General features: G+C 37.2%; 12 protein-coding genes. 7 read left to right on the top strand and 5 right to left on the bottom strand.

What is annotated here, in order from left to right; translation table 11 throughout:
- Nucleotide 1: 1 nt before the first annotated feature.
- Nucleotides 2-1,327 carry a hypothetical protein gene (locus tag HNP36_RS08470; RefSeq protein ID WP_184158488.1) on the bottom strand — a complete coding sequence of 442 codons (1,326 nt, stop codon included), beginning with the start codon at nucleotides 1,325-1,327 and terminating at the stop codon, nucleotides 2-4.
- 364 nt (nucleotides 1,328-1,691) lie between these two features.
- Nucleotides 1,692-3,011, bottom strand: coding sequence for an NAD(P)-dependent benzaldehyde dehydrogenase MdlD (mdlD, locus tag HNP36_RS08465; RefSeq protein ID WP_184158490.1), 1,320 nt, complete (start codon nucleotides 3,009-3,011; stop codon nucleotides 1,692-1,694).
- Nucleotides 3,012-3,245: 234 nt separating this feature from the next.
- On the opposite strand from mdlD, the gene HNP36_RS08460 reads away from it, so the two are divergent.
- From HNP36_RS08460 to HNP36_RS08440, 5 genes are all read left to right on the top strand, one after another.
- Nucleotides 3,246-4,364, top strand: a complete 1,119-nt coding sequence (locus tag HNP36_RS08460; protein ID WP_184158492.1) for an ATP-binding protein — start codon at nucleotides 3,246-3,248, stop codon at nucleotides 4,362-4,364.
- 226 nt (nucleotides 4,365-4,590) lie between these two features.
- Complete coding sequence (locus HNP36_RS08455) at nucleotides 4,591-5,217, top strand: TetR/AcrR family transcriptional regulator (protein ID WP_184158494.1); 627 nt, start codon at nucleotides 4,591-4,593, stop codon at nucleotides 5,215-5,217.
- Entirely contained in the window at nucleotides 5,201-6,514 is a 1,314-nt protein-coding gene (locus tag HNP36_RS08450) for a TolC family protein (protein ID WP_184158495.1), read from the top strand. Before HNP36_RS08455 ends, HNP36_RS08450 begins: the two co-directional genes overlap by 17 nt.
- 16 nt (nucleotides 6,515-6,530) lie before the next feature.
- Nucleotides 6,531-7,634, top strand: coding sequence for an HlyD family secretion protein (locus HNP36_RS08445; protein WP_184158497.1), 1,104 nt, complete (start codon nucleotides 6,531-6,533; stop codon nucleotides 7,632-7,634).
- 187 nt (nucleotides 7,635-7,821) lie between these two features.
- Nucleotides 7,822-9,396: a DHA2 family efflux MFS transporter permease subunit gene (locus HNP36_RS08440; RefSeq protein WP_184158499.1), complete on the top strand. Its 1,575-nt coding sequence runs from the start codon at nucleotides 7,822-7,824 to the stop codon at nucleotides 9,394-9,396.
- Between the two features lie 253 nt (nucleotides 9,397-9,649).
- On the opposite strand, the gene HNP36_RS08435 is transcribed toward HNP36_RS08440, so the two are convergent.
- A complete protein-coding gene (locus HNP36_RS08435) occupies nucleotides 9,650-10,564 on the bottom strand; it encodes an alpha/beta fold hydrolase (RefSeq protein WP_184158501.1) in 915 nt (304 codons plus the stop codon).
- 348 nt (nucleotides 10,565-10,912) lie between these two features.
- Here HNP36_RS08435 and HNP36_RS08430 point away from each other — a divergent pair, with 348 nt between their 5' ends.
- Nucleotides 10,913-11,233, top strand: a complete 321-nt coding sequence (locus tag HNP36_RS08430) for a MazG-like protein (RefSeq protein WP_184158503.1) — start codon at nucleotides 10,913-10,915, stop codon at nucleotides 11,231-11,233.
- A complete protein-coding gene (locus HNP36_RS08425) occupies nucleotides 11,230-11,778 on the top strand; it encodes a DNA-3-methyladenine glycosylase I (RefSeq protein WP_184158505.1) in 549 nt (182 codons plus the stop codon). Before HNP36_RS08430 ends, HNP36_RS08425 begins: the two co-directional genes overlap by 4 nt.
- 67 nt (nucleotides 11,779-11,845) lie before the next feature.
- On the opposite strand, the gene HNP36_RS08420 is transcribed toward HNP36_RS08425, so the two are convergent.
- Nucleotides 11,846-12,673 carry a vWA domain-containing protein gene (locus HNP36_RS08420; RefSeq protein WP_184158507.1) on the bottom strand — a complete coding sequence of 276 codons (828 nt, stop codon included), beginning with the start codon at nucleotides 12,671-12,673 and terminating at the stop codon, nucleotides 11,846-11,848.
- Between the two features lies 1 nt (nucleotide 12,674).
- A complete protein-coding gene (locus HNP36_RS08415; protein WP_184158509.1) occupies nucleotides 12,675-13,184 on the bottom strand; it encodes a hypothetical protein in 510 nt (169 codons plus the stop codon).
- Between the last annotated feature and the right edge of the window lie 143 nt (nucleotides 13,185-13,327).

The raw sequence follows: 13,327 nt of genomic DNA, 5'->3' as shown, positions 1-13,327 counted from the left end.
TTTAATTGTACAGAGCCTTTCTGAACCATCTGTCAGCAAAATTGAAGCCGACTTTCAGATTGATGTAATTCTGGTTGATCAGGTCATTTTTAAGAGTTCCTCTCTTTCCGAGTTCCACACCTAGTTCAAGACCGCTCATTCTTGTAATACTGCTCGTTTTGAATGGTAGCAATACTCCTCCGGAGATTCCGAACTTATTGATGCTGGTACCGTTTATTTTAAGGCTTCCTCTCTCATAAAATGCTCCGTATCGATAAGTTACTCTTGAGAAATAGCTTCTGAAGTTGTTGTAATTCGGTAAATACCATCCTCCGGCAGAAATTCTGTAGGTATCCTGGAAATCAAAAGTTTTTCCGAAATAAGAAATATCTTCTCCCTTTTTATAATCCAGCTGTCCTGAAAAGAACCAATGATTTTCGCTTCCGTACCCAACACCTATTGAGGCCTGTAACGGAAGAAGGTTTTTAGAACTTGTACTTTTCTGGTCTATGATTGTTTCCAGAGCTTTAACGGTTTGTGCTGCATCAGAATATACATAGGTACTGTTCACATAATCAGTAGTCATATTGCTTGTATTTCCAAATGTAGCAGTAGCTCCGATGGTTAATTTTTTGTCAGTACGTGTATTTAGGCTCTGGTAGCTACCACCAAGCGTAAAGTTAAAGTTTTTAATACTGTTTTTGGTTTCGTAGCCATTGATGTATTCAGCATTTAAAAATCCGTCTTTATCGAAAGATCTAAGCTCGTTCAAATCGTAAAGGTTTCCGAAATAAAGGTTAGCCCTTAAACCCACCGCAAAATTCTGATCGATTTTATATGAAACAGCTGCCTGTGCAGTGTTCAAAGTTCCGCTTCCTTTAAAACGATTGGTGTAATATCCGTCTTGTGTGACAACATCGTCTATGGTGACGTATCTAGGAGTACTATTTACAATATCGTAACTCTTCGAGCTGTAAGGCTGATAAGAAAGTCCCATCTTTACCTTTGGTGACAATGGAAAAGCTAATGAAATATTGGAAAGATACGTAGAATGTTTGGTAGACTTCGTATCATGATAATTTGTTTTGAAGTAATTGTTTTCGTTGGTAGCCTCCAGCTTGATGCTTGTAAGCTCGAAATTAGAGTTATTCGCAGGGTTTGCGAAATTGAAGCTGCTCGTGAAATCACTGATATAAGCAGTAGATATACCACCCATAGAGGCAGTTTCAATCGTATTATCATATTTTACATCTCCAATTCCATAGGTTGCATACGGAGAGTTACTTATACTCTGTGCATTTAGGAAGTATCCAACTGATATGAATGATACTGCAAAGATTTTTTTCATTCTTTATTTTTAAAACAATGCGCAAATATCTTAAATATTAATGAATTGTAAAAATTATATGTGGTTAAAGTTTGTTAAGGGCCTTTCCCTGCACGAAAAATTGAATTTTCACTAATAAAAACAGTAATTATTTGATACAAAAAAGACCTTTCATCTTTCATTACAAGAAAAAAGAGAAGCGTATTATGATAAAGCAGGAATGTTTTTCATTTCGAAAAAATACATCAAATTTTTAATCACAGATTTCACTGATTTGCACAGATGTTTAGGTTATACGTTATTGAAATTGTTTAAATTATACGCAATCATCTGTGCAAATCAGTGGTAAATATCAAAGAATGAATTATTATATGACTTACATCAGTTATTTTATCTGAAGCACAGACCTGCTGTGACTGAAATTTTCAAAACTGAACTTTCCATGATATTTCCCCATCCCTGAAGTTCCCACACCTCCGAAAGGCAGATAATGAGATCCTACATGAATAATAGCACTGTTGATTTCCGCATCACCACTTGTTGTACGGCTTAAAATATCATCTGCAAATGCCTGGTTTTCCGTGAAGACATATAATGCCAATGGTTTTGGACGGTTATTGATCTCTTCCAGCGCTTCATCAATATTGTTGTAAGTCATAACCGGTAGGATAGGACCAAAGATTTCCTGCTGCATCACCTTATCATCCCAGGTCACATGATCCATAAGGGTAGCTTCAAAATGACGGGTATCAAGATCATAACTTCCACCATAGATCACTTTTTCGGGTGCAGCTTCCAGATAACCTGCAAGATGTCTGATCTGGTTCTGGTTGACAATTTTTCCTATTTTCCCTAAAGATCCGTTAGGATAAGTATTTTTTAAATAAGCTATGAATTTTTCAACGAAAAGATCTTTAACAGATTCATGAATGTAAATATAGTCAGGAGCAACACACGTCTGGCCGCAATTGATCCATTTTCCGTAAGATATTCTTGCTACTGCCTTATCCAGATCTGCATCATGATGAACAATTGTAGGAGATTTCCCTCCAAGTTCCAGGGTTAAAGGAATAAGCTGTTCGGCAGCAGCCTTCATTACGATTTTTCCGACATTAGGACTTCCTGTAAAGAAAATATAATCGAAAGGAAAGCTCAACAGTAATGTATTTTCTTCAATAGCTCCCTGAACCACTGCTACATAAGATTCATCAAAAGATTCTCTTATGATATCTTCAAGAACTTTGGCAACATGAGGAGTATTTTCCGAAGGTTTGATAATAGCTGTATTTCCTGCAATCAAAGCTCCGATAAGCGGGCTGAACGTCAGTTGAACCGGGTAATTGAAAGGCCCGATAATATAGTTTACCCCATAAGGTTCATATATTATTTTGCTTACCACTTCGGCTCCGGATGGATGCGGTTTCGATTCTACCGGAGTAGGTTTTGCCCATTCATCAATATTCTCCAAAAGATAATCAAGCTCACTGAGTACAATCTGGATTTCCACATATTCTGCCTCTTTTCTGCTTTTCCCCAGATCAATATCCAGAGCTTCACACAAAGCATCGGTATGACCGGAAAATACTTCCCTGAATTTTCTCAACTGTGTTTTTCTGAATTCAATATCCTTAGTCTGATTGGTTTTGAAGAAAGCTTTCTGCTTCTGAAATATTTCTTTTATTTTTTCTTCTGTTTCTTTAGTCATTTTTTAATGTATTAAGTGATTGAAATAGGTTCTGGTTGTAAAAATAATTTGGTAAAATTTACCGGACAAATGTATTGCTAAAAACTATATTGCGCGCAATTTAAATTGGAGATTTATTCTAATAATATTATTGATGTTTCCTATAAACAATAATTAAACCAGAATAATAAACCATGCATTATATTAAACAGACTTAATTTTCTCCAATGAGATAAGATTTTTTATCTTTGGAACATGAATTGGGAGAACATCGCCGGACAAGAAAATCTGAAAAAACTTCTTCGGGAAAGCATTGCTGAAAACAGAGTGAGCCATGCCCAGCTTTTTTTAGGAAAAGAAGGATATGGAACATTTCCAATGGTATTGGCCTATGCCAAAGAAATCTTTAGCCAGGAAAATGAGCATGCCGCTTCGAAAGTAGAGCATTTGAACCATTTGGATCTACATTTTAGTTTCCCTGTTTTTACCGATAATAAAAACTCCTTAAGCAAAAATAAATTCGAGGATTTCCGGGAAATGATTATGGATTCTCCCTATGCAAGCTATGATGACTGGACTGCCTTCCTTGAATCAGAAAACAAACAGCTTTTTATTTCCGCAGATGAAATTGATGATCAGAATCAAAAATTTTCCTTAAAAAGCTTTGAAGGAGGAACTAAAATCCTGATCGTATGGAGAGCCGATAAAATGAACATTGCTGCGGCCAATAAATTTCTGAAATTTTTGGAAGAACCGCCGGCAAAAACCCTTATACTTCTTACTGCTGAAACCGCCAATGATATTCTTCCCACCATTCTTTCCAGAACACAAATCGTGGAAGTTCCGAGGATCGGTGATGAAGATCTGGAAAATTACCTTAAAAAGAGCTTTCAGCTTTCAGAAGACAAGATAAGAGAAGTTGTTCATGAAGCCCAGGGAGATCTCAACGAAGCTCTTAAAATTTTAAATTCGGGACACAAAAGTGACGAATTTGAAAAGCTTTTTATCCAATGGGTGAGAGATGCATTCATGGTTAAAAAGAAACCTCAGTTCCTTAAAAGTATTATCTTCTGGGCAAGAGAAATTGCAGGCTGGAACAGGGAGAAGCAGAAAAATTTCCTTAACTACTGTTCAGAAATATTCAGACTTGCCTTACTTCAGAATTATCAATCTGACAAATTGGTTTATAAAAAGATCGATGCGGAAGGATTTAACTGGACAGGCTTTTCCAAATTTATAAGCGGAGCCAATATTGAAAGTATTCTGGAAGAGATCAATACGGCAGACCTTCACCTGACAAGAAATGGAAATCCTAAGATTGTCTGGACAGATCTGGGAATAAAATTGTCACGTTATATTCACAAAAATTCGTAACGCATTATATATCTTCTGGTTTTTAAGACCAAAGATTCTGTTTTATACAACAAAAAAATCCGGTTATTATACCGGATTTTAAATTTCCGTTAATTTTTCAAATTTCATTATCACTAATTATCAGTGCTTTATGTTATGAAATATTAAAAGTAGATTAAAAAATCAATCAATCGTTTGATTTGTTCAAAATCTTGTGTACATTTGCGCCCTGAAAAATAGAATGGCTATGGTTTCAAAAGAAGAAAATATATTATTTGCCGCAGAGAGGCTTTTTGCTGAAAAAGGTTTTGAAGGAACTTCCACAAGGGAGATTTCCAAGGCAGCGAATGTAAACATCTCTATGATTTCCTATTATTTCGGGTCCAAAGAAAAATTATACGAAAAACTGGTTGAATACAGAATGGCTGAAGGTCAGTTCTTTTCAAAAGACATACTGGAAAGAACAGATATCAATGAATGGCAGAAGATAGAAAAGATTGTAGACCAGTTTTCAGGAAGAGTAAGAAATCACAAATGCTTTTACAGGATCATGCAGCGTGAGCAGCTTTATACAGAAAATCCGCAGATCGTGGAATTCCTGAAACAAACCAAGATGGGCTTTATATCCATGTATTCCCAGGTTCTTGAAAGCGGTCTGAAGAAAGGAATATTCACTAAAAATCCTCCTATCTACTTACTTCATGCTACCGTGAGCGGAACTTTATTCTATGCATCCAATGCTAAGGAAATGTATAAAGAATTCCTGAATGATACTGCAGATGATGAGGTTTTCGAAGAAAAATACTACACAGAACTTAATAAACATATAAAATATTTACTAAAAGACCTTTTAGGTTATGAAGAGAATAAATAATTCGGTATTCGCATTATCCCTTTTCATGGGAATTGCCACCATAAATGCTCAGGAGAAAAAACAGCTCACTCTCGATGAAGCCGTGCAGCTGGGTATCCAGAACAGTAAAAGCCTTAAGATAGATGCCGCTAAAATTGAAGAAGCTACGGCAGACCTTTTGGAAGCCAAAAACAGGCAGCTTCCGGAACTTAAAGTTTCGGGAAGTTATATGTACCTTCCGCTTAAACCTACTGTGGATCTGAAGATTTCAGGTGCTTCAGGAGAAGGAAGTCCGGTAGTGCATCAGGTTGCTTACGGATCTGCCAATCTTAGTGTTCCTATTTACAGCGGCGGAAGAATTAAATATGGTATCCAGTCTGCAAAATATCTGGTGGAAGCATCAAAACTAAGCACAGAAAATGATAAAGTAGCGATTGCTTACAACGTAGCCCAGGCTTATAACAATTTATTTAAAGCCAATCAGTCCATTAAAGTTTTGGAAGAAAATTTAACTGCTTCTCAAAAAAGGGATGAAACTTTTCTAAAGCTTGAAAATAATGGAGTTATTGCAAGAAACGACCGTTTAAAAGCCAATCTTCAGACTTCAAATATCGAGCTGCAGTTATTGGAGGCTAAAAACAACTACAATATTGCGAATATCAATATGGACCTGCTGTTGGGAATTCCGGAAACTACAGAAATTGAAGTGGACCAGAATTATATTGATGAAGGCTCTGAAGTAAAAGCTGTAGATTACTATGTAAATGAAGCCAGAGAAAACCGTAAAGACTTACAGGCTTTGGCCCAGCAAAGAAAAGCTGCGGAACTGGGAACAAAATCGGCAAAAGCTGAAAATCTTCCTTCAATTGCATTTACCGGAGGGTATGTAGCGGCAGATATTCCGAAATTTCTTACCGTATACAATGCTGTAAATGTAGGAGTTGGTATCTCTTATAATTTATCCAATATCTGGAAAGAAAACTCTGCATTAAGACAATCCCAGGCAAGAGAAAAGCAGCTTGCAGCCAATGACGAATTACTGAATGATAACATCAAGCTTGACGTGAACAGAGAATACCAGAACGCAGATTATTCTAAAAAAAGAATCACCGTGTATGAAAAAACTGCAGAACAGGCTAATGAAAACTACAGAATTACCAAAAACAAATATGACAACGGCCTTGCAACCATGACAGAGCTTCTGGATGCAGACGCTGCCCAGATATCGGCTAACGTAGGCGTAATCAATGCAAAGGCAGATGCCGCTTTAGCTTACAGAAAACTATTACAGACAACAGGTACTTTAACAATTAAATAATCAGACTCAAACCAAAATGGAAAATAATAATACACAAGCACCAGAACCTAAAAAGAAAAAAAGTTTAGTTTTTCCTCTCATCTTAGCCGTAGTAGTAATCGGTGGAGGAATCTACGGGTACAAAGCTTTTACATACGGGCAGTATCACGAAGAAACTGACGATGCACAGATTACATCCAACATGGCACCGGTAATTTCTAAAATTTCGGGGTATGTAGCAGAGGTAAAAGTAAAAGACAACCAGTTCGTAAAAAAAGGAGATACTTTGGTGATTCTTGATAACAGAGATCAGAAAATGACTCTTGAACAGGCTCAGGCTGCTTTATCAACAGCCAGAAGCAATATTTCAAATGCAGAAGCTACCACTACTGCCACTTCAAAAAATATCAGCTCTTCCCAGGCAGCTGTAACAACAGCAAACGCACAGATAGAAGCAGCAAAGGTTAATGTTTGGAAAACATCACAGGATCTGAAAAGATACGCCAATCTTGTAAAAGATCATTCTATCACAGAACAGCAGTACGAGCAGGCTTTAGCAGCAAAACAATCTGCGGACAGACAGCTTCAGGTTTTGGTTGACCAGAGAAATCAGATTGCACAGCAAACTACCATTGCATCTTCCCAGACAGCAGCAAGCTCTCAGCAGATCAGCGTAGCCGGTTCAGTGGCAAAACAGAGAGAGGTAGATGTGGAAAACGCTAAATTAAATTTGTCATACACAGTAATCCTTGCTCCGGAAGACGGATATGTAGGAAAAGTTTCCACGCAGGCAGGACAGTATCTGCAAGCCGGATCCCAGCTTTTTGCTTTGGTTAAGAACGACCAGAAATGGGTAGTGGCGAACTTCAAAGAAACACAGGTAGATAAAATGGTGGAAGGGCAGAAAGTGAAAATTGAGATCGATGCTTTCCCGGATAAAGAATTTAACGGTGTTGTAAGCTCATTCTCTCCTGCAACAGGGGCTACCTTTTCAATCCTGCCTCCGGATAATGCCAGCGGTAACTTCGTAAAAGTAGTTCAGAGACTTCCTGTAAAAATAGATTTTGTAAACCTTGATAAAGATATTGCAAAAAGACTGAGAACAGGAATGAATGTGAAGGCAGAAGTAGCACTGAAATAGTATAGATGTATTCATGTAATATGTATTTATGATTGATTGAAGAATCTAAATAGTAAAAGATCTAGATATTCAATAGGGACGGGCTTTAGCCCGCTTATATAAAAACAATTTCCATTGGCTTTAGCCAAAATTCAGATCATGAATTCATTCTACATTTTACATTCATACAAACATTTGTAAAAATATTATGCAAGATTCATTAGTAGAATATGGAGCCCGGAGAGTGATCATTACGATCACGGCAATCCTTTGTGCTCTGCTTGAAATTGTGGACTCCACGATTGTGAACGTTGCCCTGAACGAGATGAAGGGGAACCTGGGAGCCACACTTTCTGAAGTAGGCTGGGTGATTACAGCTTATGCAATCGGTAACGTAATTATCGTGCCGATGACGAGCTGGCTGTCTCAGCAGTTCGGACGTAGAAATTACTTTGCAGCCTCCATTATCATATTTACCGTCTTTTCCTTCTTATGCGGAAATGCCACCAATATCTGGGAGCTTGTATTTTTCAGGCTGATGCAGGGAATAGGTGGAGGAGCACTCTTGGTAACTTCACAGACCATCATTACAGAATCATATCCTATTGAAAAAAGAAGTATGGCACAGGCCATTTACGGATTGGGAGTAATTATTGGTCCTACTTTAGGTCCGCCATTGGGAGGGTATATCGTAGATAATTTCAGCTGGCCGTATATTTTCTACATCAATATTCCGATTGGAATTGCAGCAACGCTGATGACCTTACAATTCGTAAAAAGTCCGAAATATGCTGAAAAACGGAAGGTTTCAGATGTCGACTGGATAGGAATCGGTTTACTGGCAGTTACCGTAGGATCTTTACAGTTTATTCTGGAAAGAGGTCACGAGGAAGATTGGTTTGAAAGCGGAATGATTGTGGCATTCACCGTATCTGCAGTATTAGGATTTATCCTTTTCCTCTGGCGGGAACTTACCTTCAAATATCCTATCGTGGAACTTAGAGTATTGAAAAATGGGAACTTAAGGATCGGAACCGTCATGTCATTCGTTTTAGGATTTGGATTATATGGTTCTACCTTCATTGTACCGCTTTATACGCAAAGTATTTTGGGATGGACGGCCTTACAGTCGGGAGCTTTGATGATTCCTGCAGCATTGACGACAGCCTTTATGATGCCCATCATCGGAAGACTTCTTTCCAAAGGAGCAAAACAGCAGATTTTAGTTTCCCTGGGACTGTTTATCTTCTTTATCTATAGTTTCTGGGGGTATAAAATCCTTACACCGGACACCAGCAAAGATGCCTTTTTCTGGATGCTGATTGTAAGGGGAGCCGGTTTGGGACTTCTGTTTATCCCGATCACTTCATTGTCTTTAAGCACACTGAAAGGACAGGAAATTGGTCAGGGAGCAGCATTCACGGGAATGATGAGACAGCTTGGAGGTTCCTTCGGAATTGCAGCAATTACTACATTTATTGCCAACGCAGGCCAGAAATACAGGCTCAACCTGATCTCCCACCTCGATGAGAACAGTTTTGAAGTACAGCAGCGCTTAAATGCATTAAAAGCCAGTTTTGTCGCAAAAGGAATGACTCCGGATGCAGCCATGAATGCGGCTTATAAAATGCTGGATATGTCCGTAACGAAACAGGCTACAGTACTGTCCTATATGGATGTGTTCCTTTACTTAGGAGTAATATTCCTGGTATGTATACCATTTATCCTTTTCATTAAAGAAAGAAAAAGCAAAGAAAAAATAGATTTGAGTGGCGTACACTAAATTTTATGAATTAATACAAAGCCTCCGGAATATTCGGAGGCTTTTTTGTAGATAATAATTTTATAGAAAATAAGTTTTCCTTATTATTAATTTTTGATATATGGGAATGCTTCGACTCCGCTCAGCATGACATTGCTAATACTAACTGTTTTTATTAGCGATTAATTTACAGCGATGTCATGCTGAGCGGAGTCGAAGCATTTTAATTCAATATTCTTAAAAACTTAAAATCCTTACTTACTCATAGAAATTTTTATTTCATCTGTGAACTTATAAAATCCAGAAATTCCTGCTGCTGATCCACAAATAAATAATGGGAACAGTTATCTATCAGTCTGAAATGTTTTTTCCCGGCAATATTCTTCATATCATTAAGCTGTTTTTTCGAAAATATTCCGTCATCCTTACCATAAACTGCGAAAATTGGGATTCCCCGTTTTCTGATTTCTTTTAAAACAGAAGTATTATCAATATTGTTGCGGCTTTCATTTTTGTAGAATTTTAATGGTGATTCCGGGTTTCTGAAATTGGCAGCGTAGAATTCACCGGCTTCATATTCAGATCTTAGCTTCTGGCTTTCAGGGGTTGGGAAAGGCATCGTAAAGAATTTCATGTCGCCGGCAATATTGTAGCATCTTTTTCTGTAATCTGCTGAGTTTTTACTTAAACTTTCAATCTCTGAGATTTCTTTTAGCTTCGATGGATCATTTTTGAATTTCTCTTTAGCCTCTTTCAGAATATGATCGTAGGTTTCCTGCTGGGAAAATAAAGCCCCGGCCAGAGTTAATGAGCTTACCTTTTCCGGAAAGCTCTGTGTAAATAAAGTGCCAATGATCCCTCCGAAACTGTGGGCAATGATATTAGCCTTTCTGAGGTCATATGTTTTATAAATGCTGTTGAGGTCTTCAAAACTTTCTTTAAAAGTCATAGAAGCATTATCGTCTCTGGATCTGCCTTCTCCGCGTCTGTCGTATACAATCACATAAAATCCTTTATCTGCAAGCTTTTGAGCGGTAGTTCCTTCAAATAATGTCGCATTTCCGCTCGGTCCGCCATGGATGAAAATAACAGGTACACCTTTAGGACTGCCATAAGCTTTAGAGTAAATAGTCTGGGCATTAAAGGAAATAAAGAGCAGAATAAAAATAAAGGACAAAAGACGTTTCATGCATTGTTTTTTTGAGAGCTCTAATTTATGGTGTTTCTTTAAAATTTTATATTACAAAAGATGGGGATGTAGAAATTTATGATATATTTTATCATTAAAAACAAAACCTCAATATTTTCTGTTTTTTTCATTCACCAGAAATTTCACAGATAATTATGTTATATATTATTGAAATTATTAGAATTATACATAATGATCTGTGCAAATCAGTGGTTAAAAAACTCAATACATCCTTCTGAAATGAAAAAGTATTCCATAAATAAAAATGCCACTGACAAACAGTTGTCATAATCCTGCCTTATCTTTATCATCTGAATTGTTCAGGATCATTAATCTCAAAAACAAATAATGGATCAAAATAATTTTGACGAAATCATAAAACGCTCTCTGGCGATCAGAGAAGAATATCATCAGCTGGAAAAACAGCATCACGGCACGGAATGGTCGCTGGAGGAGGATACACTTGCATATCTTACGGATGCAGGATTAGTGGGAAGGGATATCATGTCGCACCAAAAGAGATGGCTGAAAAAAGATTCTGAAGCAGAACTGCAGTATAAGCTTGGGGAGAATATCTGGTGGCTGATTGTATTGGCAGACCGTACCGGTATTGATATTAAAGAAGCATTGGAACAATTTTTAACCAAAACAGAGAATTTATTTAAATGAGTTATTGTTCAGCAATAGAAGGGATGAAGCCGGAAAACAAAAAGGAGCTTCATAAAAACTATCACGACAACCATTACGGATTTCCGATTCATGATGATAATGAACTTTTCGGAAGGCTGATCCTGGAAATCAACCAGGCGGGACTGAGCTGGGAAACGGTATTAAAAAAGGAAGAAAGTTTCAGGAAAGCATACAGCAATTTTGATATTCAGGCCATTGCAGCTTATACGGAAGAAGACCGTGAAAGATTACTGAATGACCCCGGAATCATCCGGAACCGCCTGAAAGTAAATGCTGCCATTGAAAACGCTAAAACCATTACAGAACTTCAGAAAGAATTCGGCTCATTTGAAAAATGGCTGGAGCATCATCATCCGAAAACCCTTCAGGAATGGATGAAGCTTTTCAAAAAGACCTTTAAATTCACAGGCGGCGAAATTGTCAATGAATTTTTAATGAGTACCGGATATCTGAAGGGAGCTCATGCTGAAAATTGTCCTGTTTATCAACATGTGCTGGAGCAGAAACCACTTTGGATAGAGTAGGTTACTGTTTCAGGAATCTGATTTTTTAGACTTATAATGTAGCGAAATATACTATTCCTGTAATTTGTTATTGATAAAGTTTTGCAATACTGTCATTCTTCTTTTCAATTTCTGAATAGATCATTATTAACTTTTTAGGATCTGTTTGGGAGGGATTTTTCTTTGCCGGCAATTGATAATTTGTATGATCGATGATATTTTTTAAATCAAATTGATCAAAATCTTTCTGAGTATAAAAAATTTTAAAAATCCCACCTGTTTTAGCAGGTATTTGTTTGGCTTTAACGGTATCAACAGGTATTGCCTTTACTTTTTCGAATCCCATTTTATAGTTTAAATCCATTGTTGTGGGTGAAATTGCGAAGTCTTTCGGAGTAATTACAATGGAGTTAATAGGAATATTATTGGTGACGGCCTCATCTATAGGTATATTGATAGGATAGGAATCTATAGTAGTATTTCCGTCTGAAAAGAAAAGAATTGAATTTTGTCCCTTATGACCTTTTAAGGAGTATAATGCGTTCAGTAATGCATGTGAAAAACTGGTGCCGAATTTCAGTGGTCCTATATGCGTTATCTGTTTGGCCGTTTTATCAAGAGCTGTGAGTAATTCCTGCTTATTTTTTGTCAATGGACAGATCAGGTAGGAGTTACCTGCAAAAACCACGATGGAAAAAGCCTGATTATCTTTTTTGGAAGAAATTACTTTTTTTAGAACATTCAGAACGGCTCCTGACCTGTTTGGTTTAAAATCTATGGAGTACATAGATATTGATCTGTCTATTACCAAAGCAATATTCTGTGGAGGAAGTTCGTTTTTCTGAACGGATTTATTTTCGGTTTTACTGCATCCTGACAGGAAAATTACAGAAAGCAGGATTAAAGAGTATTTCATATTATCTCAGATTTCTTACTGAAACATCCGGCTTTTCACCCTGGGGAACAATAAAAATGGCATTATCGCTGATGGTATCTCCCGGATCAAAATAATAACTTCCGGTCACAGGAATTGTACTGGTTGCAAATTTTCCGGATTTATCGTAAGCAGAGTAGGTTACATTGATCATTTGGGGCTTCATTTTAAGCTCAATCTTCTTAGAAGTCAGTTTTGCTCCGGTCGCATTGATACAGTCCAGCTCCACAAGCCCCGTATTGCTCACGATCTGCGGATAAGAGGAAAGACGGATGTTGTAGGCTTTATCTGACGTATTTTTTACAGATGCCGAAACTTTATAGCGGTCATATGGTTTTCCGCCTGCTTCAACACTTTCTTTGTTTAAAATATTGAAAGTGACACTCATTCCGTTGACTTCTACAGTCTGGCCGTCTGAAATTTTCTGCCCTTTCACGGAGATTCCGGAAAGAACAGCAGCAGATATGGCAATTAAAAGCATTGAATTTTTCATAGGTTGTTTTTTGGTAATTATAGCCCACTAAAATTACAGATTATTAACCCTATATACTAAAATAAATGAAAAAAAATATTTTCTTTACGCGGTCATAGATGAGAATTTTAATCCCGAATAAAATATAGGCTTCCATTACTGAG

The organism is Chryseobacterium shigense (genome assembly GCF_014207845.1).
In the GTDB taxonomy this organism is placed as follows: Bacteria; Bacteroidota; Bacteroidia; order Flavobacteriales; family Weeksellaceae; genus Chryseobacterium; species Chryseobacterium shigense_A.
The sequence above is the reverse complement of the archived record's forward strand: the minus strand, read 5'-3'. Positions and strand labels throughout refer to the sequence as shown.

Excerpts from the sequence above, each read along its gene's own strand:
- HNP36_RS08445 (WP_184158497.1), top strand. The coding sequence starts at position 6,531 with ATGGAAAATAATAATACACAAGCACCAGAACCTAAAAAGAAAAAAAGT.
- HNP36_RS08415 (WP_184158509.1), bottom strand. The coding sequence starts at position 13,184 with ATGAAAAATTCAATGCTTTTAATTGCCATATCTGCTGCTGTTCTTTCC.
- HNP36_RS08470 (WP_184158488.1), bottom strand. The coding sequence starts at position 1,327 with ATGAAAAAAATCTTTGCAGTATCATTCATATCAGTTGGATACTTCCTA.
- HNP36_RS08460 (WP_184158492.1), top strand. The coding sequence starts at position 3,246 with ATGAATTGGGAGAACATCGCCGGACAAGAAAATCTGAAAAAACTTCTT.
- HNP36_RS08450 (WP_184158495.1), top strand. The coding sequence starts at position 5,201 with ATGAAGAGAATAAATAATTCGGTATTCGCATTATCCCTTTTCATGGGA.
- mdlD (WP_184158490.1), bottom strand. The coding sequence starts at position 3,011 with ATGACTAAAGAAACAGAAGAAAAAATAAAAGAAATATTTCAGAAGCAG.
- HNP36_RS08425 (WP_184158505.1), top strand. The coding sequence starts at position 11,230 with ATGAGTTATTGTTCAGCAATAGAAGGGATGAAGCCGGAAAACAAAAAG.
- HNP36_RS08435 (WP_184158501.1), bottom strand. The coding sequence starts at position 10,564 with ATGAAACGTCTTTTGTCCTTTATTTTTATTCTGCTCTTTATTTCCTTT.
- HNP36_RS08440 (WP_184158499.1), top strand. The coding sequence starts at position 7,822 with ATGCAAGATTCATTAGTAGAATATGGAGCCCGGAGAGTGATCATTACG.
- HNP36_RS08455 (WP_184158494.1), top strand. The coding sequence starts at position 4,591 with ATGGTTTCAAAAGAAGAAAATATATTATTTGCCGCAGAGAGGCTTTTT.
- HNP36_RS08420 (WP_184158507.1), bottom strand. The coding sequence starts at position 12,673 with ATGAAATACTCTTTAATCCTGCTTTCTGTAATTTTCCTGTCAGGATGC.
- HNP36_RS08430 (WP_184158503.1), top strand. The coding sequence starts at position 10,913 with ATGGATCAAAATAATTTTGACGAAATCATAAAACGCTCTCTGGCGATC.